Origin of the sequence: Clostridium folliculivorans, from assembly GCF_024341905.1 — a bacterium.
GTDB lineage: Bacteria > Bacillota > Clostridia > Clostridiales > Clostridiaceae > Clostridium_AR > Clostridium_AR folliculivorans.
This window is the reverse complement of the sequence record NZ_BQXY01000003.1, coordinates 529,382-550,203: the sequence shown is the minus strand read 5'-3', so window position 1 is coordinate 550,203 and position 20,822 is coordinate 529,382. Positions and strand designations below refer to the sequence as shown.

The following is a 20,822-nucleotide window of genomic DNA, read 5'->3' as shown; positions in this document are numbered from 1 at the left end:
TGGGAGGAGAATTTTTATGATAAATCGTATAGTTCTTAATGAAACATCTTATTTCGGACAAGGTGCTATCAGTGTAATAGGAGAAGAAGCAAAGAACAGACAATTTAAGAAAGCCTTTGTAGTAACTGATAAAGATCTATTAAAGTTTAATGTTGCTCAAAAGGTTACAAGAGTTCTTGAAGAAGCAAGTGTTCCTTATGTTATATATGATAATGTAAAACCAAATCCAACAATAGAGAACGTTCTAACAGGGGTTAAGGCTTATGCAGAGTCAGGAGCTGACTTCATACTAGCTATAGGTGGAGGATCTTCAATAGATACAGCTAAAGGAATCGGTATCGTAACTAACAATCCAGAATTCTCAGATGTGAAGTCTCTTGAAGGAGTAGCGGCAACTAAGAATAAATCAGTTCCAATAATAGCAGTACCAACAACAGCTGGAACTGCAGCAGAAGTTACTATAAACTATGTTATAACAGATGAAGAAGCGGTTAAGAAGATGGTTTGCGTAGATCCTAAGGATATCCCAGTTCTTGCTGTAATAGATCCAGAAATGATGACTTCAATGCCTAAAGGCTTAACAGCTGCAACTGGAATGGACGCTTTAACTCATGCTATTGAAGGATATACAACTAAAGGTGCTTGGGTTATGACTGATATGTTTGAATTAAAGGCTATAGAACTTATAGCTAAGAACCTTCCAAAGGCAGTAGAAAACGGTAATGATGTTGAAGCTAGAGATGGAATGGCTACAGCTCAATATATAGCTGGAATGGGATTTTCAAATGTAGGGCTTGGAATAGTTCATTCAATGGCTCATCAATTAGGAGCTGTATATGACACTCCTCATGGTGTTGCTAATGCATTGTTATTACCATATGTTATAGAATATAATGCACCAGCTACTGGAGAAAAGTATAGAGAAATCGCTCGTCAAATGGGTGTTGAAAATGTAGACTCTATGACTCAAGAAGAGTATAGAAAAGCAGCAGTAGATGCAGTAGTTACTCTTTCAAAGAGTATTGGTATACCACAAAAGTTAGCTGAAATAGGAGCTAAGGAAGAAGATTTAGAAAAGCTTGCTAAAATGGCATATGCTGATGTTTGTACTCCAGGAAATCCAAGAGATACAAGTGTTGAAGAGATATTAGCAATCTATAAAAAGGCTTTTAAATAGAATAAAATTAAGAAGAACCAATGAGCAGCTGGACTCATTGGTTTCTTCTATTTCTGTGTAAGAAAACATAAAAATTTATATCGACTAAAACTAGCAACTGTAGTATATCTACTAGTTTGCAATTTTATTCACATTTGCTCTAAAAATCAGATGTGTAAAAAAATTGATATACGCAATTATAAGCAGTATAATTATATGAAGTATAAGGATTTGAAAGGCTAGTTTTGTTATATAAATCCTGTTGAGAAGTAATATATGCATTAAAATTTTAAATTAGGAGAGCTATTATGGATAAGTTTATTGAGTTTGTTAATTCAGAGAAAGGTAAGAAAGTAAAAGATTTAAATCAACTTATTATTTTTTATATGTTTATCATATTACCTGTCAACACTTATATGTTGAAACATATAGCAAACCTTTATTTTACAATATTGAGTGCAATCATATTCTTATTTGTAGGAATAGCTTTTCCTATTTATATAGTGAATGAGTTTTCTAAATATAAGAAGGTAGTAAGTAACTAAAGAGTTCTATTACGGAAACTTAAGCTATGCATGTCCGAAAATCATGCACCTATGACTTTTAGCATGTATAAATTAATAGTTGAACGAGGAACTATATAAGGTTGCCAGACTGAAGTATAACGCATCAAAGAAAGGATTTAAAAATGGAACAGTATTTTAAAATATTATCAGATGTAACTAAGAAAATCATAGATGATGATTTCGTATTTGTTTTTTACAATGGAAATATATTAGTCAAGATAGAACAAAATTCAATAAAAATTCCTTTGTTAAAGGAGATAAAGCCAATAAACATAAAATATGAAGATCAGTTCTTTATAGGTGAAATTGCTGAGATTAGCTGTTTTGCCACAGAGACTCATTCTGAAATTAAGCTATCTGAGGGGTTTGAATTAATGTCCCTAAGAGATTTTGCGAACACAGTAAATGAATGCCTATTTTCTGCTGCAGGAAGAGCAAATCAAATACTTCATTGGAACAGAACTAATAAGTTCTGCGGAAAATGTGGAGCAAAAACGGTAACTAAAGAAGATGAAATTGCGAAGGTATGTCCAAAATGTGATCATGTAATGTATCCTGTGATATGCCCAGCTATAATAGTTGCTGTTATAAAAGGAGATCAGATTTTACTTGCTCATAATAGTAATTTTAAAAATAACATGTATAGCTTAATTGCTGGTTTTGTAGAAGCAGGCGAAGACCTAGAAAGTGCTGTTAAAAGAGAAGTGTTAGAAGAAGTTGGGATAAAGGTAAAGAATGTTAGATACCATAACAGTGCGCCTTGGTCTTTTCCGAATTCCTTAATGCTAGGTTTCATTGCGGAATATGAATCTGGTGATATAAAGGTAGATGGAAAAGAGATATTATATGCTGATTGGTTCGATAAAGATCATTTCCCAAACATACCTGAAAAGTTTACTCTTGCAAGAAAGATAATAGATGGAGTTATTTATAAAGACTAAAATATAGTTTGTTTATAAAATGAAAACCAAAGACCATGTATACAAGTAAAGGTATTCCTAACGTATACATGGTCTTCGGTTTATGAAATACTTGAGTTAAATACTTTTAAAAAGTATTTTCTAAGTAGTAAAACATATGATTGGGTTCCATACTTGTTCGAAAATCACGCACCTGTGACTTTTACCATGTATAAAGGAACTCTAAAATATGAGAATGCGGATTTATATAAATATATGTTTTTATAAAGATATAAACATATGATTATATATTTATATAAATATATAGGTATAATGCCGTTTTTAGAGAGTTTGTTGAACCAATCTTATACCTAATTCAAAAGCTTTCTTTAAATCTTTAGGAAAATCTTCATCTCTAACTTTAATCTTATGATCTACATCAAACATTGTAGAAACGTATTTTGAATAATCATCGAACTGATAAGTATCGTTTACAAATAATGATTCTGCTTCACCAAAAAATCTTTTCATCATATCTTCAGTATTTTTGAACTTGCTCTCATATCCAACTGCACTCATATGCTGGCTTGGAACATTCATTGTGTAAATTAATCCTATAGGTAATTTTTTGTTAAAGTGGAATGAATGATCAGTATCGTAAGCTAAGTACTGAAATAGAAATCTTTCTAAGAATGATCTCATTTCACCAGTTACTTCACCCAAATATATTGGTGAACCTAATATTAGAGCATCTGCTTCCTCAATTTTTCTAAGCACTGGCTGTAAATCATCCTTAACAGCACATTTACCGTAGCTTTGACCACAGATTCTTTTGCAAGCAAAGCAGCTAATGCAACCTTTATAGTTTAAGTCGTAAAGATTGATAAGTTCGACCTCTGCACCCTGCGTTTTTGCTCCTTCAAGAGCCTCTTTTAGAACAGTAGCAGTATTTTTAGTTTTTCTTGGACTACCATTTAAAGCAATAACTTTCATATTAACCTCTCCTCTAAACTAATACTTAACTTATAGCTTCACTAATTACATTAATTTTCAGTTTAAGTTAATAAAGATATACTACTCAATCTGAAAGCTATTTTCAAAACTACATAAATTTTTTTTATAAACAAATAAGTATTTATGAGTGAAAATAAATAGCCAATATAAGAGTGAAGAAACTTCAAGTAAATTGACTTTATATAATAAATTATATATTCTAATATAAAAAGAAGTAAGTATGCACTTATTTGTTATATACTTAACAAAAAGTAAGTATTGAGATAGAATATAGTCAAACTGACTATTATGCTTATAAGGGGGAAACATGGATAAATTTATTGATAGATATGGGGAATGCCCAATGTATTATACCATTTCTGTATTAGAGGGAAAGTGGAAATGGATAATACTATGGGAGATATATAGACATGAAGTAGTTAGATACAACAAGTTGAAAGAAAGACTCCAAACAATTGCGCATAAGACATTGAGCCAACAACTTAAAGAGCTTGAGTCAGATAAGATAATAAATAGAAAACAGTATAACGAAGTTCCTCCCAAGGTGGAATACTCTCTAACAGAAAGAGGAAAAAGCCTTATTCCTGTTCTTGAGATTATGTCAAAGTGGGGCGCAGAAAATATGGTGAAGGAAGTAGAAATGTAAAGGAGCAGAGTTATGGATGTTAGATTAGAACATGATATGCTAGGAGATAGAAATATAGATGATTCTAAGTATTATGGTATAAATACTGTAAGAGCTATGGAAAACTTTAATCTTGGAGATAGGTACGTCAATATAGATTATGTGAAAGAAATTGCAATTATAAAAAAAGCAGCAGCGTTAGTGAATTCAAAGCTTAAAAGACTAGATGAAGAAAAAGGAAAAGCTATAATTAGTGCGGCAGAAGAAGTTGCAGAAGGCTTGCATAATGATAGCTTTAAGATAAATGCCTTCCAAGGTGGTGCTGGAACCTCTACTAATATGAATGTAAATGAGGTTATAGCCAATAGAGCTTTAGAGCTATTAGGCGAAAAAAAGGGAAACTATGATGTGATTCATCCGTTGAATCACGTAAATATGTCTCAGTCTACAAATGATGTATGTCCAACTGCTTTAAGAATTGCGGCTATAAGAAAGATAAGAAGATTAGCTGATGCATTAGCAAATTTACAGGAATCTCTTCAAGTAAAGGAGAATGAGTTCGCAAATATATTAAAGCTTGGTAGAACAGAACTTATGGATGCACTACCTATGATGGTTGGGCAAGGGTTTGGTGCTTATGCAAAAGCTATAGAGAGAGATAGATGGAGAATTTATAAGGTTGAAGAAAGACTTAGAGTGACAAATATAGGTGGAACAGCAATCGGTACCGGATTAAATGCCACAAATAAATATATTTTTATGATGACTGATATGCTTCAGCAGCTTACAGGGCTCGGTCTCGCACGTTCTGATTTTCCTATGGATATTACTCAAAACGCTGATGTTTTTGTTGAAGTGTCAGGTCTTTTAAAATCCTGTGCTGTTAACTTAATGAAAATATCAAACGATTTAAGACTTTTAAGCTCTGGCCCTAAGGGGGGCGTTGGGGAATTGATACTTCCAATGAGACAGCCAGGATCATCCATAATGCCTGGAAAGGTTAATCCAGTGATACCAGAGATGATAGCACAGGTTGCTATGAGGGTTGTTTCAAATGACAGTGGAATAACTTTTGCTGCGGCCAGTGGACAGCTTGAACTTAATGCCTTCATTCCTCTTATAACAGAAAATCTATTAGAATCCTTAGAGTTATTAGAAAAAGCTGTTATAATATTTAGAGAGAAATGTATTGAAGGTATTGAGGTAAATAAGGACGTCTGCAGAGAAAATTTAGAGAAATCCACAGCTATGACAGCTGCTTTAATACATCATATAGGTTATGATAGAGCAAGTGAAATTGCAAAAAAAGCATTAGTTTTGGGAATAACCTTAAGAGAAGCAATCTATCTAGAAAATATATTGACTAAGGAAGAAGTAGATGCAATACTTAACCCGTTAGAGCTAACAAAGCCAGGTATACCTGGAAAGTAAGGAGAGAAGATTATATGAGTTTAAATTCTACACCTCGTTCAGAGCGAGTACATATAGCACTTTTTGGAAGAAGAAATGCAGGTAAATCAAGTATTATAAATGCGATTACAGAACAAGAAATCTCTATAGTATCAGAAGTTAAGGGGACCACAACGGATCCTGTTTATAAAGCTATAGAGATACTGCCAATTGGACCATGTGTAATAATTGATACAGCTGGGCTTGATGATCAAGGAGAACTAGGAGAACTTAGAATAAAAAAGACTATTGAAGTTTTAGACAAAGCAGATGTTGCGCTAATAGTTGTAGATGGTGCTGTTGGTGTTACAGGAGAAGACATAAATATAGTCAAGTTAATAAAAGAAAAGAATATTCCTGTTTTAGGGGTATTAAATAAAATTGACCAATTGGTTTCCTATGATGAAGCCGCTCAAGAAATGGCAAAGAAGCTTTCAATTCAAGTGGTTCCAGCTTCAGCTTCACTAAATAAGGGAATAAAAGAAATAAAAAACAAGATAATAAGCCTTTTGCCTCAGGAAGAAGATAGGTTTAAAATAGTTGGAGATCTCATAAATCCAGGTGATTTAGTTGTCTTAGTAACACCAATTGATAAAGCAGCCCCAAAAGGAAGACTAATACTGCCACAACAGCAGACAATCAGAGATATTTTGGAAAGTGATGCAATTGCTGTGGTTACAAAGGAACATGAATTAAGGCAAACACTAGATAGCCTAGGAAGGAAACCAAAGCTAGTTATAACTGATTCGCAGGTATTTCTAAAGGTTTCGGCAGATACCCCTAAAGATATAATGCTTACTTCTTTCTCAATATTATTTGCTAGATACAAAGGTGATCTTGCAGAGATGGTTAGAGGAATAAGAGCGATTAAGAAGCTAAAGGATGGAGATAAGATCCTAGTATCAGAAGGATGTACTCATCACAAACAGGCGGATGATATAGCAAGAGTAAAAATCCCTAGATGGCTTAGACAGCTTACAGGAAAAGAATTGAGCTTTGAATATTCTTCAGGCGTAGTATTTACTGATGATGTTAAGCAATACTCACTTATAGTCCACTGTGGTGGATGTATGCTAAATAGAACTGCAATGTGCTCAAGAATAGAAGATGCCAAGGCGTATAATGTACCAATAGTAAACTATGGAATGTTAATAGCATATGTTCAAGGAATATTAGAAAGAGCATTAGAGCCATTCCCAATGGCTAAACTAGAATATGAAGAATTAGATTAGAATTAAAAAAATAGCTTAAGTGATATAATATCGCTAGGCTATTTTTTTACTTTAAAAAAACAAAACTTATTCGGCTTTTAGGTATATAAACTTATTTTAAATTATTAATGTAAAAAATATTAACTTTTTTGTAATAATTAGAGTATAATTATGATAATTAAATTAGCAAGATCCCTAAGAGGAGTGAAGAATTATGAGTTATAAGATATTCTTAGTTGAGGATGATAAGAATCTAAATACAGTATTATGCTCTTATTTAGTAAGAGAAGGTTTCGAAGTATCTAGCTTTTTAAAAGGTGAAGATGCTATAGAATCTATATATGAGAATCCTCATCTTTGGATTTTAGATATAATGTTGCCGGATGTTGATGGATTTACAGTTTTAAAAGAAATTAAGGCTAACAATAAAAATATTCCTGTTATTTTTATATCGGCAAGAGACGCAGATATTGATAGGATAGTAGGACTTGAGATGGGTAGTGATGACTACCTAGCTAAACCTTTTATGCCTAGAGAATTAGTTATAAGAACAAAAAAACTATTAGATAGAACATACAAAGAATTAGATCTATCAAGTGGTCAGTATTTATATGGGTATTTGATTGAAACAGATAAAAGAATAATAACAAAAGGTGGCGAAGATGTAGGTCTTAGTTCTAAGGAGTTTGATCTTCTTATGCTTTTCTTAAACAATAAACAAAAAACTTTTTCAAGAGATGATATATTAAATATGATTTGGGGAGAAAGTTATTATGGAAGTGACAGGGTTGTGGATGATCTTGTAAGAAGGCTTAGAAAAAGAATGCCAGAACTTAGGATTGAGACTGTATATGGATTTGGTTATAGACTTAATTAGTGATAATTTTGGGGGTATTATGAAAAATAAATCTTTGACCTTTCAAGTTTGGGCTGTGAGTGCCGGTATAATAGCTGGAGTATTTATATGTTTAGTTCTGTACTTCAATATATCAATAAGTTCCTTTTTTACAGATGAAACTTATAAAACCATAGAATTAGCACAAGATACTTTTCTTCAGTCAAAAAATAAAGATAAGAATCTAGAATTAGAAGAGATAAATGCTGAAAACATAGGTATGATTCAAGATACAAGATCGGTAACTCAGGTGGTGTATCCATATCAAAATCTAAACATTATTAAGAGATTTTCTAGGTCTTCTTTAACCAATGACCTTATGAAGATAATTGAAAAAGAAACAATGACTCAGACTGAAACTAGCAAGAGATATGATTATAAACTCAGCAGTGGTAGATTATATTATGTTATAAAAAAGACTAACTTCGAGGGAAAGGATTCCTATATAATATCTTTTATGATGGATACCTATAGAAATAAACTTGTAAAGGATGTTACGGAGAAACTAATAGTTGGGGGAATCATTGCAATAATGATAAGTTTAATGGTATCTATGGCATTTTCCAATTATATAACTGCACCTATAAAATTTTTGGAAGGAAGAGTAAAAAGAATAGCTAAACAGGATTGGTATGATTCACTTAAACTTGAAAGAGGAGATGAACTTGGCAGGTTAGCAGAAAGTATTGAAGATATGAGAATCCAGCTTATAAAAAGAGATGAATGGAGACAAAATATGCTTCAGCAGGTTTCGCATGAATTAAAAACACCTGTTATGGTAATTAGGAACTATGTACAAGCGGTTGAGGACGGAATTTATCCAAATGGAACTCTTCAAGGGACAATGAAAGTTATAGATGAAGAAGCTATAATGCTTCAGAAGAGGATAAAGGATCTGTTACAACTTTCTAAGCTTGAATATGTAAATTCTAAACCCGTTAAAAACCAATTATACTCGCTATGTGATGTGATCTCTGATGTTTTTTATAAAATAAAAGCCAATAATATGGAGTTGCAATGGGATATAGAAACATTAGAAGATGCACTTACTTTAGGAGATAAAGAGCAATTTACTATTGTACTTGAAAACTTGCTTGATAATGCATCAAGATATGCTAGGAAAAAGGTTGAGGTAAGTCTATATATAGAACAAGGCAAATATACTATAAGAATATACAATGATGGTGAAGAAATAGATGAGAAGGATTTTGAAAATTTATTTCTACCTTTCACTAAGGGGAAAAATGGAAAATACGGATTAGGTCTATCCATAGTAAAAGAGATAGTCGAGTGTCATGGAGCCAATATACAAGCTAAGAATGAAAACAATGGAGTGGCGTTTTATATTGCTAATATAAAAAATGTTTAATAAGAGAAGGTGATTATTTGAAACTTGAAAAATTATTATCTTTACCTAAGATACATCTACATTGCCATTTAGATGGTTCTGTAAGACCTAACACAATGCTTGAGTTGATGAAACAAGATGGATATATGGGAAAAGACAAGAAAGAAGAGTTTATAAATAAAATAGCAGTACTAGATAAAACTGTTTCCTTAGAAGAATATTTGAAAAAATTTGAGATTCCAATATCGGTAATGCAAAGTAAAGAAAATTTAAAAAGGATTGCATATGAACTTATTGAAGATTGTAATTCTGAAAATATAAAATATATAGAGATAAGATTCGCCCCTTGGTTCCATTGTAAAAATGGATTAGCGATGGAAGATGTTATTCAGGCTGTAATAGATGGAGCTAATGAAGGTAAGGCAAAATTTGATGTGGAATTTAACTTAATTATATGTCTTTTAAGGCATGAAAGTTATGAAGTAAATAAGGAGCAACTCTACGCTGCAAAAAAGTTTTTAGGTAGCAAAGTAGTTGCTATAGATCTAGCAGGTGATGAACAAAAGTATCCTGCAGACCAATTTGTTGAATTATTTGATAAGGCTAAAAGCTTAGGTTTTCATATAACTATACATGCAGGTGAGACTGGGAACTTTGAAAATATAGATAAATCTATAGAGTTACTTCATGCAGAGAGAATTGGTCATGGTACAGCGGCTATAAAAAGCGAAAAAACCATGAAGATTTTGCTTGATAAAAATATTCCTTTGGAAGTTTGTGTGACTAGTAACTATAATACAGGAATAGTAGATAGAATTATAGACCACCCAATATATAAATATATTAAGAAAAATTTAATTGTTACAGTAAATACAGATAACAATACTGTTTCAAATACGACTTTGACTAATGAATATATCAAGATAATAAGTAATTTTAGATTAACTGATTCAGAAGTAATTAATACAATAGAAAATGCAATAAGCTTTGCATTTTGTGATGAAGGTACAAAAGATAAACTAAGACAAAAGCTTTTATATATAGGAAATGCAAAAGACTAGGGTAATTAACAAAGTGGCGAAGCTATGTAATCTTCAAAAATACTAAATTAGATCTAATTTACTTATCGTGATATTAGTGATTAAAAGTAACTTGTACTAAAAAAGACACTATGTTATAATTTCAAAAAGTTAGTTTCAATAAATAAACAAGACGATGGGGGCATAATAAATGGAAGAAATAAGAGTAGCATCAGACACAAATAGAGAAGAAAACTACAAGTTTATGGTGTGGGGAGTAAGAGATCAACTTGAGACAGAAACTGATTTGATTGCAAACCTTTCAAATATTTCTGCACTTATAAAGTTCTATATGGACGATTGTAATTGGGCTGGATTCTATATTATGAGAGATGGAGAGTTAGTACTCGGGCCATTTCAAGGGTTACCAGCTTGTTATAGAATTAAAGTAGGAAGCGGAGTATGTGGAACCGCTGCACAAGAAAAAACTGTTTTGCGTGTAGAAGATGTTCATGAGTTTCCAGGTCATATAGCCTGTGATAGTGCTTCAAGTTCAGAAATTGTACTTCCGATAATTAAAGATGGAGAAGTATTTGGAGTATTAGACCTTGATTCTCCAAACAAAGGTAGATTTGGAGAACTAGAAGAGAAATATCTTAGAGAAGCGGTAGAGATAATCGAAAAACATATATAATATTGGAATTAGAAAAAGAGATGAATCTAGCAAAAGACCTCCAACATTTGTTGGAGGTCTTTTGCTAGATTGATTTCTCAATCTAACAACACAAAGGACGAATATTTAATCAGGCATATAGTTAGAAGAGGTTAAAAGTGTAATACTACTAAGGCCTTTTCTTAACGCTGATTTTGGATAGGGAGAATTAATCTTGTTAGAAAGATTTCTGCTAATCTGTTAGAGACTTTGTCTTTCTAGTTAAAGTCCTTATCCAAAATCATAGATTTTATCTAGAAAGCCTTTATAACTTATAATATTTCTCCCCTTATCATAAGTTATTTTTCCTGAGATAATATATTATATTGTGAAATACGCAAATAAGTTACAATAATTATAAGTCGATTTCATATTGTATTTAGAATTTATATGTGTACCATATATAAAGAAAGTATAGTAAAATTAAATCTAGGGAAGACTTCAAAGCTTTTATTTATATAAAAATAGCTCGTTTTCATTAAGAATTACTAGATTAATGATTTGAAGTTATAAATCCTCATGGAGTTCCTAGCTCAACTATTAATTTATACATGCACGAAAGTGCCCATAAGCCGGGATAAGTTTCGATACAGAATACTTTAAAACAACAGCAAATAAAATAAGTATACATTCCGCTGTATACAATTTCTTGGGAAATAATAGTATGGTAATATTAAGACAGAGTTAAGAAGTATACTAGCATATCAATAGATAAGTTTCGATAAACAAAATTAGAATATAATGGAGGAGAGAAGAAATATGGATGACGAACAAATTAAGAGTATGGATGCTTTCATATTATTAAGTATAATAAATATGAAATTAAGAGATTTTTATAGTAATTTAGAGGTTTTATGTGAAGACATGGACATATCCCAAAATGTATTAGTTGATAAATTATTATCTGTAGGATACGAATATCAGCAAGAAAATAATCAGTTTATTAGATAAATTTGCTAATGACTAAAATAGAACTAAGCTACAAGTGCTATGTATAAATTTGACTTGTTGAAAAAAAGAGATGCTAAATAAATCTATAAGTTATGTTAAAAGTTCCAATATTTCCATATAAAGTCATAAATTTTATTGATAAATATAAAATATAATGTAAAAAAAATAATTAATATGAATAAATATGTTTCCAACAGCAATAATTTCTAATATAATAATCTATAAGTAAGTTAACGTAAAGGAGATTATTCTTGATGAAAAAAGGAAAATTGTTATTATTAGCAGCTGCTTCAATAACATTAATAGCTACTTTAGTAAACGACAAAAATAATTGCATAGAAGATGAAAATTTCGAAGCAGGAGAAACTTTAAATAAAACAAAAGATAATCAATAAGTTACTTAATACTATACATAAATTTGGAGGTAATTACTTGAAAAAGAATATATACATTTTGGGTTATGCTATTTCAGTCATAGCAATGATAACAATGAATATTGCAAGTCTGAAAATAGTAGGATTTGTATTTGATTTAGCAATTATATCCTTCTTATTTATGGTGTTGTTAAAACTAGATAAAGAAAAAAATATGCTAGTAGGTTTAAATAAGCAGCTTCAAGAAGAGGAAGAAAAGTATAATGTTGCAATTGAAGGCACTAGAGATATAATATTTCAATGGAATATACTTAAAGATGAGATTCATTTCAGTGAAAAAATTAAAGAAATTGTAAGTATTAATGATAATAATATTTTTAGTTATGAAAAAGATTGGTTATCGATAATTCATGAAGGGGATAGGGCTTTATCAAGAAAGAATTTATTAGATACCGTTGAAGATATAAATGCTAATCATTATGAAACTGAATATAGAATAGTTGCCGACGATGAAACTATAAAATGGCTAAATATTAAGGCAAAGATCATAAGAGATAATTTAGGAAAAGCAACGTGGTTATATGGATCAATGTGTGATTTAACTGATAAAAAGGAAAAAGAACTTAAAATTAGTTATATGAGTTACTACGATTCAGTTACAGGACTACATAATAGGAATTATCTTAAAGTACTTATAAATAAGTATCTTAAGGAAAATAAGGTTAATCAAAATAAAGCAGCATTAATCTTAATAGATTTAGATAATTTTAAGTATATAAATGATGTTTTTGGTCATGATTACGGAGATGATATATTAAAAATTATAGCTCAAGCATTAAAAGACATTGTAAGTCAAAGAGGCGACTTATTATGTAGATTTGGTGGAGATGAGTTTGTAATTTTTATGCAAGATATAGATGATTTAAAGGATGTTAAAGCAGTTGCAAAAGAGATAATTGATGTATTTAATAATACTAAAAATCTGATGAATGAAATGATATTTACTACAGCAAGCATAGGGATTACAGTTTTTCCAGATGATGCTATTGATTATAAATCATTACTTCGAAATGCAGATGTTGCTATGTACAAAGCTAAAGGAAATGGTAAAAATATTTATCAATTTTTTGATGATCAAATATCTCGTGAACAAAATAGATTTTATACTTTAGAAAAAGGATTAAGAACTGCACTAGAAAAGAAGGAATTATATGTTCAATTTCAACCTAAAGTAGTTCTTGATGATTCTAAGATAATGGGTTTTGAAGCTCTTATAAGATGGAAGAACGAAGAGCTTGGAATGGTAAGTCCAGTAGAATTTATACCAGTAGCTGAAAATACAAGGCTTATAATACCAATAGGATTTTTTGTGATTGAAGAAGTGTGTAAGAAGTGCAAAGATTTGCTTGAAAAAGGGCATGATGATTTTAAGTTAGCGCTTAATTTATCGGAAATACAACTTAGAGATGATAATATAATTGAGTCATTCAAAAAGTTAACTGAAAAATATAATATAGAACCAAAGTATATAGAGATTGAAATAACAGAAAGTTTGCTAATGAAATCTTTTGATAGAAATATAAAGATACTAGCTTTCCTAAAGGGGTTAGGATTCAGTATTGCATTGGATGACTTTGGTACTGGATATTCTTCACTTAATTATCTTACCAAGTTACCTATTGATGTGCTAAAAATAGATAGAAGTTTCGTCTCTGAACTTGGTGGTAACTTGAAAAGTCAGTATATAGTAGAAAACATAATACAGCTATCCCATAAATTAGGTATTAAGGTTGTGGCTGAAGGTGTAGAATACAAAAATCAAGTTGATTACTTAAGGAGTATTTTCTGTGATTTTGTTCAGGGGTATTACTATAGTAAACCAGAAAGCTATGAAAAGATTGTTGAGCTTATGAAAGAAAGATATATTGTTGCATAAGGTTTAGGAATGAGTTCCTAAACTTTTTTACTGTATGGAAAGTATAAAAATTTCAATGTGCAAAGCCTAATAAATTTCAAAGATCTAACTTAGTATTTTATGTGATACAGTAAAAAACAAAATGAATTCGTCTGCCAATTTTTTCTCATATACATTTGGAAAGGCAGGTGCGTAAAGAAGTTCATTGATGAAGATCGTTTCAATGACTTTTTTGCTTGAATAATCTAGAGATGGTTAACTGATTAATTTTTAAATAATTGTAAGTGAGGTGCGTAGAACCTTATATTAAAAGGAGGTAACAATGAAGAAAAGAATAACACTTACAGAAGGTAATATAGTTAAGACATTAATACAGCTTTCGCTACCTATAATGGGCACTTCATTTATTCAGATGGCTTATAATATGACAGACATGCTTTGGCTTGGGAATTATGGCAGTAAAGCTGTAGCTGCAGTTGGAACAGCTGGATTTTTTTCTTGGTTTGGAAATTCATTAGTTCTTATATCAAAGACTGGAGCAGAGGTGGGTGTAGCACAAGCTTTAGGGAAAAATGAGAATAGTGAAGCAAAAAAAATCATAAATAACAGTATAAAATTAAACTTAATAATAGCTGTTTTGTATGGAGTTATACTTATTTTATTAAGAAAGCCATTAATAGATTTTTTTAAGCTAGGAGATAGTGATGTTATACATATGGCAGATATATTTTTGATAATATCATCCTTAGGAATGGTATTTACTTTTGTTAATCCTATTCTAACAGGGATTTTTAATGCATCAGGAGAGAGCAAGATTCCTTTTTTGATAAACACTGTAGGGTTAGTATACAATATGGTTTTAGATCCTATACTTATATTTGGATTAGGGCCAGTACCTGAGATGGGGGTAACTGGAGCAGCTATTTCTACAGTTACGGCTCAGATGGTGGTGACTTTACTTTTTCTTTATGCACTTAAGAATAGAAAAGATGCATTTTTAAAGATTAAACTATTTGAAAAACTTGATATAAACTCAATTAAAAAGATACTTAGATTAGGATTACCAGTAGCGATGCAAAATGGGTTATTCTCAATATTTGCGATGTTTATTGCTAGAATAATAGCGGTATATGGATCAACTGCAATAGCTGTTCAAAAAGTAGGGGCTCAAATAGAAGCAATATCTTGGATGACTGCAGGGGGCTTATCTACTGCATTAAGTGCTTTTGTTGGACAAAACTTTGGGGCTAAAAAGTGGGATAGGATATTTAAAGGTTATTTTGCCACAATGCTTCTTGCATCTGCTATAGGTTTTTTTGCAACTTTATTACTAGTATTTGGTGGAAAGGCTATATTTGGAGTATTTATACCAGAAGCTGAAGCTATTAGCTTAGGAAAAATGTATTTAAGAATTCTTGGATATTCACAATTATTTATGTGTATTGAAATAACAACAAGTGGAGCTTTTAACGGATTAGGTAAGACCATATATCCATCAATAACCGGTATTGTCTTAACTGGTGCAAGAATTCCTTTAGCAATTATTCTTTCGGCTCCGAACATGCTAGGGCTTAATGGAGTTTGGTGGAGTATAAGCATAAGCAGTATATTAAAGGGAATAATTCTTACAGGAATATTTACAGCAGTTGTATTAGTTCCTAAAAGAAAGGAATTAAGGGTCTTAGAAAAATTAAAAATTGATTGATTAGGTATTGACAGTAGTTGGAGATGGAATTATAATATATTTAAATAACGAATCCTTTGATAAGGGATAGTAGCAGGAATAAAAGTGTTACAGAAAGCTGCATTTGATGAGAAGCAGTACATGGATATCCGGTGAATGGGCCTTTGAGGAACGATACGAAATCTTTTGAGAGTAGTTGATGTCGTGTTCTGCACGTTATAGCAGAGAAGGTATGATTGTACCTGATAATGAGAGGCCTTTATTGGTAACTTAGGTGGCACCGCGGATATACTCCGTCCTATTTTTTAGGATGGAGTTTTTTTATTCTTTAAAAACAGGTAGAACTGTAATAAGAGCTAGGGAGGTGAATTTGATGAAGTGAAGTAATGAGTATAATAATTTTGACTACAGAACAAATATAATAATAAATCAGGGGGTATTTTATAATGAAAACAAGAAAAATGATAATAAACGCCATACTTTTAGCAATTGGGGCATTGCTTCATCAGATTACACCAGCACTTGGGTTGCCTATTCAGCCTGACTTTGCGCTTACTATGCTATTTATAATTCTGATGATAAATGATGATTATAAGACTGCTTTCATAGCTGGAATAATCATAGGTATTTTCACAGCTATGACAACTAAATTTCCTGGTGGACAGATACCAAATATGATAGATAAAATAGTAACTGCAAACCTAGTTTTCCTTATATTAAGGGGCTTAAAAGGAAGAGTAAAAGATACTTTAACTATGGGAATAGTTCTACCTATAGGTACGCTCATAAGTGGACTTATATTTTTAGAGTCAGCGTCAATTATTGTGGGGTTGCCAGGAAGTTTTACAGCTTTATTTATGGCAGCAGTAGTGCCAGCAATGATATTGAATTTGATTGTTGGATTGATACTCTATAGAATAGTAGCTAGTTCATATAAAATGTATAATAGGACAGATATGATGTAAGTATAATTAAATAAAAAAGTATAAAAAGATAGGCTGTGATTAAACACAACCTATCTTTTACTGCATAAGGAAGCATATAATTTCAATATTACTTCCTTATATTATTCGAGATTTGTGAAAAGGTTTAAATAATAAGTTTTAACGAAAAGTTCAAATATAAATAGAAAGACTATTCGTATTTAAACTTTACTATTATTTCTTTAATTTCACCTTTACTGTTTTTTCTGATTTTAAAATCTTTGATATCAGAAAAATCATTGGTTAATTGATAGTTTAACTCAGTTATTGTGGCTTTAGTTTTTTTAGCTAGATCGCTGTCTTCAACAACAGTAAATCTATCTTTCTTTGTAGTTATTTCATTTTGAGTATCGTCTAAAATAACGTAATACTTGTCACCTTCATCGATAACTAAGTACTCTTTACCTATAGTTAAAGAACTGCATAATGTATTATTTGAACATTTTACTAACATATAGAAATCCTCCTTTTAATAGAAAATCTTCTTTACTCAAATATATCACAGAATGTTGGGATTTGAGCAGTTTTTTTAAAAGAAAAACTCATTTAAAAGCAAGTTTGTAGATTGTAACAAATAAGTTTTTATATCCAATAATATTATTATCAATAATTATAAAAATACTTTTATTATAATCAAATTAAGGGTTAAATTATAAATCTTTTTGTATAAAGGAAGAGTTTAATAAAAAATTAAGTTATGCATATTCAGAGATAGTGTAGCTATCCTTTTAGTATGCATAACTTAATGATTGGAGTTGGAATGGTATGAAGTTATAGCTAAGTTAGAGTTTCAAATTCATAACCTTTGCTTTTTAAATCATTAATTATATCAGGCAAAGCGTCAGCAGTAGTACTCTTATCTTCAGAGTCATGCATTAAAATTACTAATTTATCTTGATCTTTAAAGGTATGTTTATATCTGTTTATAAGTTCTTGCTTTGTTTTAGGATTTCCCTCAGCATCACTTGTCATTGCATTCCAATCTAAAAATATATATCCCTGCTTTTTTAGGATATGGTCTACTTCAGCAGTTTTGTTCCAAGTTCTATGACCACCAGGAAACCTAATTATTCTAGTATGGAAATTATCACCAAGTACACTTTTAAGGGTTGTATTATTTTTCTCTAAATCTTCTATGAAGAACTTAGCATCTACATTTTTTTTAGGGTATAGCTTGTCGGGATTATGACTATAAGTATGATTTCCTATAGAGTTACCTTGCATATACTCATCCATAAGTAATTTTCTTGATTCTGGATGTGCATCTAACTGATTGCCAACAACGAAAAATGTAGCTTTGATACTATTTTCATTAAGTGTTTTTAAAATTCTAGGGGTAACTTCTAAAGAAGGTCCATCATCAAATGTTAGAAAAGCTATCTTTTTACCATCTGACTTAATTTTGTTTTTCAATAAGAAATCTTGTATAATAGAGGCATCAAAACCATTTTTACCGTGATTTATTGGTGGCTTTTCTAAATTATGATCTTTAGGATTCTCATTAGAATCTGTATTTACAGCATGCTCTTTTACATGATTAATAATGTCATCACTAGGGGGAATGTTCCCGGATTCTGAAATTGCTGGAGGAGATAATTTAGATCTATTATTAACATCGTTAATGTGAAGAAAAACTATTGATATTAATGTAAATGCTATTATTAAAATTAATAGGATATTTTTAGGCTTTAATTTTTTTGATTTATGCAATTATTTTGTCCCTCCAATTTAGTGCTCTTTATTTGTTCTAACTTATGTTATATCATAACATAGATTTGTTACTTAGTTTTTCAAATAGGCTTGCATAATAATTATAAATGCTAAATTTAGTCATTTATTTACAAATTAATAAAAATAAATTACAAAATTAAAACAAAATCACTAAAATCAAATTTTTAATACTGTAACTTTTGTTACCGTTATTTTATAGATTTTATTATAAAATGAAATTGTTAAATAAATAATATAAAAGATGTTAAAAATACTTATTGTACTTTAAATAAGTGTGAAGAATAGTAAAGCTTATTCAAACTTAAAAAATATACATTATACAAATTTATACGAGGTGATATTAAAATGAGTTTATTTTTAGGAAAGATACATTATTGGTTATTTAATAAGATAGAATGGTTTGAGGGGTTAGAAGAAAGTTTAGTTAAGTTAGCTGAACAAAAAGGGATAGATATAGAAGATTTAAGAAATGAAATTTATGCAAAGTACGGAGCTCCTGTGGAAGATAGGCCTTTAGAAGATATAATTGATACTAGCAATATTCACGGATGGCTTCAAGGTAAAATAAGTGCTGCTGAATCAAGACAGGCTGCTTGGGTAACTAAACTTCTTGAAAAAGATAGTTTATTAGTAAATGATATGGTTCAAGTGTTTTCTGAACAAGGAAAGGTTGCAGCTGGAGAGTATAAGACAGAAAAAGGTTTGCCACAAACACCTGCAGAAATTTACACTGCAATGAATGACTATATATTAGAAGGAATGCCTTGTGATAGGGTAAATGAAGTTGTTACTAATAATGAAGAAAGAATTGAATGGATAGCCACACAATGCATTCATTATCAATATTGGGATAGAGAAAATGGAGATGTAGGATTATTCTATAGATTAAGAGATAATTGGATTAAAGAATTCGTAAAAGAATTAAATAGTAATTTTGAATATAGAATAACTGACAATGGAACAAGAATTATAAAATTAGTAGGCTAGGATGTGATCAAATGGATTCAATCGAATTAATGATGGAAGAACATAAGAACATAAAAAGAATGCTAAAGGTGGTAAGAAGTTTTTGTTTTAAAGTGCTTAAAGGTACAGATGCTTCTTATGATGATTTATATTTAATGATAGACTTTATAAGAAATTATGCTGATAAACATCATCATGGTAAAGAAGAACAATTTTTATTCAACAAGATGCAAGAGGAGCTAAATGAAGCTATAAAGAAGACAATCCAGTTTGGAATGTTGGTTGAGCATGATCAAGGAAGGTTCTTCATAAATAGTCTGGATGAAGCTATAAAAAAGGTTTTAGGTGGAGAAGAAGAAGCGAAACTTGATGTCATAGCAAATGCTATATCATATGCTAATTTATTAGATAGACATATCGATAAAGAAGATAAGATTGTATATAAATTTGCGAAAAATAATCTTTCAGGTGAAACTCTTGCTTCAATAAATAAGAATTGTGAAGATTTTGAAGTAAATGCAAATAATAGTGGGATACAAGATAAGTACTTAGATTCATTAAATAATCTAGAAAAAAAATACTTGGCATAAAAAAGAGCTACCAGAATGACTTAAAGTTATCTGGTAGTTCTTTTCTTTCTGTAAATGAGTGTCAATGGTTTTTAAACAATAATAGTTACCTTTATAAAAATTAAGCATAGTATGGATATATATAGAATAAAATTTTAGGTGGTGATAGAATGCGAATTGCAAAAGGTTCTACTATTAGTGGAGATGCTGGGCATAACTGTTATCCAGATGTTGGTGCTAAGGGAATAAGACTTGAAGATAGCTGCACAAAGGCTGTGTGGAATCTTATAATGAAAAACCTTCAAGAATTAGGGTATAGGACTAAGGATTGTACACCTTGGCAGAAAAGTTTTAATTCTGCTGGTGCTTCTAAAGGATATAGAGTTAGACTTGCAAACGAAAGTAATTCATCACTGCATCTTTCTATTCATTTTAATGAGGGAGGTGGAAGAGGAGTAGAATGCTGGGTGAGTGAACTTGGAGGGAGATCGGAAAAGTTTGCTTATAAAATCTGTGAGGAAATTTCTAAGCTTGGATATGTAAATAGAGGAGTGAAAAACAGTAACCTATACGTAACAAAATACACAAATATGCCGTGTGTGTTAATAGAATGTTGTTATATTGATTCAGAGGAAGATATGGAAAGATATGATCCGTACACAATTGCAAAAGCTATAGTAAAAGCGATAGCTGGAGAAGCAGAATCAAGTAAAGAACCATCGGAAAGTGGATAAGCTATGGGTATAAAAATGAAG

21 protein-coding genes and 1 other annotated feature are annotated in these 20,822 nt (G+C 30.7%); of the genes, 18 read left to right on the top strand and 3 right to left on the bottom strand.

Going from position 1 to position 20,822, the window contains the following annotated elements; translation table 11 throughout:
* Positions 1–16 precede the first annotated feature (16 nt).
* The 3 genes from fucO (at position 17) to nudC (ending at position 2,663) form a co-directional block, all read left to right on the top strand.
* Positions 17–1,177 carry a lactaldehyde reductase gene (gene fucO, locus OCU55_RS12745; protein WP_261852690.1) on the top strand — a complete coding sequence of 387 codons (1,161 nt, stop codon included), beginning with the start codon at positions 17–19 and terminating at the stop codon, positions 1,175–1,177.
* Positions 1,178–1,464: 287 nt separating this feature from the next.
* Complete coding sequence (locus OCU55_RS12740; protein ID WP_261852689.1) at positions 1,465–1,701, top strand: hypothetical protein; 237 nt, start codon at positions 1,465–1,467, stop codon at positions 1,699–1,701.
* A 143-nt stretch (positions 1,702–1,844) separates the two neighbouring features.
* Entirely contained in the window at positions 1,845–2,663 is an 819-nt protein-coding gene (gene nudC / locus OCU55_RS12735) for an NAD(+) diphosphatase (RefSeq protein ID WP_261852688.1), read from the top strand.
* A gap of 300 nt (positions 2,664–2,963) precedes the next feature.
* Here the strand turns inward: nudC and OCU55_RS12730 are convergent, their stop codons facing one another.
* Positions 2,964–3,614: a flavodoxin family protein gene (locus OCU55_RS12730; protein WP_261852687.1), complete on the bottom strand. Its 651-nt coding sequence runs from the start codon at positions 3,612–3,614 to the stop codon at positions 2,964–2,966.
* A gap of 328 nt (positions 3,615–3,942) precedes the next feature.
* Here OCU55_RS12730 and OCU55_RS12725 point away from each other — a divergent pair, with 328 nt between their 5' ends.
* The 12 genes from OCU55_RS12725 (at position 3,943) to OCU55_RS12670 (ending at position 16,783) form a co-directional block, all read left to right on the top strand.
* Positions 3,943–4,281: a winged helix-turn-helix transcriptional regulator gene (locus tag OCU55_RS12725; protein WP_261852686.1), complete on the top strand. Its 339-nt coding sequence runs from the start codon at positions 3,943–3,945 to the stop codon at positions 4,279–4,281.
* A gap of 12 nt (positions 4,282–4,293) precedes the next feature.
* Positions 4,294–5,691, top strand: a complete 1,398-nt coding sequence (locus OCU55_RS12720; protein WP_261852685.1) for an aspartate ammonia-lyase — start codon at positions 4,294–4,296, stop codon at positions 5,689–5,691.
* 14 nt (positions 5,692–5,705) lie between these two features.
* Complete coding sequence (gene hydF / locus OCU55_RS12715; protein WP_261852684.1) at positions 5,706–6,941, top strand: [FeFe] hydrogenase H-cluster maturation GTPase HydF; 1,236 nt, start codon at positions 5,706–5,708, stop codon at positions 6,939–6,941.
* A gap of 193 nt (positions 6,942–7,134) precedes the next feature.
* On the top strand, positions 7,135–7,797 hold the full coding sequence (locus OCU55_RS12710) for a response regulator transcription factor (RefSeq protein WP_261852683.1): 663 nt from the start codon (positions 7,135–7,137) through the stop codon (positions 7,795–7,797).
* 19 nt (positions 7,798–7,816) lie between these two features.
* Positions 7,817–9,184, top strand: coding sequence for a sensor histidine kinase (locus OCU55_RS12705; protein WP_261852682.1), 1,368 nt, complete (start codon positions 7,817–7,819; stop codon positions 9,182–9,184).
* 17 nt (positions 9,185–9,201) lie between these two features.
* Complete coding sequence (add, locus tag OCU55_RS12700; RefSeq protein ID WP_261852681.1) at positions 9,202–10,224, top strand: adenosine deaminase; 1,023 nt, start codon at positions 9,202–9,204, stop codon at positions 10,222–10,224.
* Positions 10,225–10,393: 169 nt separating this feature from the next.
* Complete coding sequence (locus OCU55_RS12695; protein WP_280923799.1) at positions 10,394–10,876, top strand: GAF domain-containing protein; 483 nt, start codon at positions 10,394–10,396, stop codon at positions 10,874–10,876.
* A 777-nt stretch (positions 10,877–11,653) separates the two neighbouring features.
* Positions 11,654–11,845 carry a DUF4250 domain-containing protein gene (locus OCU55_RS12690; RefSeq protein ID WP_261852680.1) on the top strand — a complete coding sequence of 64 codons (192 nt, stop codon included), beginning with the start codon at positions 11,654–11,656 and terminating at the stop codon, positions 11,843–11,845.
* 254 nt (positions 11,846–12,099) lie between these two features.
* Complete coding sequence (locus tag OCU55_RS12685) at positions 12,100–12,240, top strand: hypothetical protein (protein ID WP_261852679.1); 141 nt, start codon at positions 12,100–12,102, stop codon at positions 12,238–12,240.
* 37 nt (positions 12,241–12,277) lie between these two features.
* Complete coding sequence (locus OCU55_RS12680; protein ID WP_261852678.1) at positions 12,278–14,155, top strand: bifunctional diguanylate cyclase/phosphodiesterase; 1,878 nt, start codon at positions 12,278–12,280, stop codon at positions 14,153–14,155.
* Between the two features lie 301 nt (positions 14,156–14,456).
* The gene (locus OCU55_RS12675; RefSeq protein WP_261852677.1) at positions 14,457–15,839 is read left to right on the top strand and encodes an MATE family efflux transporter; all 1,383 of its coding nucleotides are present in this window, start codon (positions 14,457–14,459) and stop codon (positions 15,837–15,839) included.
* A gap of 47 nt (positions 15,840–15,886) precedes the next feature.
* Positions 15,887–16,122, top strand: a binding site (T-box leader).
* Positions 16,123–16,264: 142 nt separating this feature from the next.
* A complete protein-coding gene (locus OCU55_RS12670) occupies positions 16,265–16,783 on the top strand; it encodes a tryptophan transporter (RefSeq protein WP_261852676.1) in 519 nt (172 codons plus the stop codon).
* 169 nt (positions 16,784–16,952) lie between these two features.
* On the opposite strand, the gene OCU55_RS12665 is transcribed toward OCU55_RS12670, so the two are convergent.
* Entirely contained in the window at positions 16,953–17,255 is a 303-nt protein-coding gene (locus OCU55_RS12665) for a hypothetical protein (protein ID WP_261852675.1), read from the bottom strand.
* A 323-nt stretch (positions 17,256–17,578) separates the two neighbouring features.
* Entirely contained in the window at positions 17,579–18,511 is a 933-nt protein-coding gene (locus OCU55_RS12660) for a polysaccharide deacetylase family protein (RefSeq protein ID WP_261852674.1), read from the bottom strand.
* Between the two features lie 366 nt (positions 18,512–18,877).
* Between OCU55_RS12660 and OCU55_RS12655 the strand changes: the two genes are divergently transcribed.
* The 3 genes from OCU55_RS12655 to OCU55_RS12645 all read left to right on the top strand — a co-directional run bounded on the left by OCU55_RS12655 (position 18,878) and on the right by OCU55_RS12645 (position 20,801).
* Positions 18,878–19,519, top strand: a complete 642-nt coding sequence (locus OCU55_RS12655; protein ID WP_261852673.1) for a hypothetical protein — start codon at positions 18,878–18,880, stop codon at positions 19,517–19,519.
* Between the two features lie 11 nt (positions 19,520–19,530).
* Complete coding sequence (locus tag OCU55_RS12650; protein WP_261852672.1) at positions 19,531–20,088, top strand: hemerythrin domain-containing protein; 558 nt, start codon at positions 19,531–19,533, stop codon at positions 20,086–20,088.
* A gap of 149 nt (positions 20,089–20,237) precedes the next feature.
* A complete protein-coding gene (locus tag OCU55_RS12645) occupies positions 20,238–20,801 on the top strand; it encodes an N-acetylmuramoyl-L-alanine amidase (protein WP_261852671.1) in 564 nt (187 codons plus the stop codon).
* The last annotated feature ends 21 nt before the right edge of the window (positions 20,802–20,822 follow it).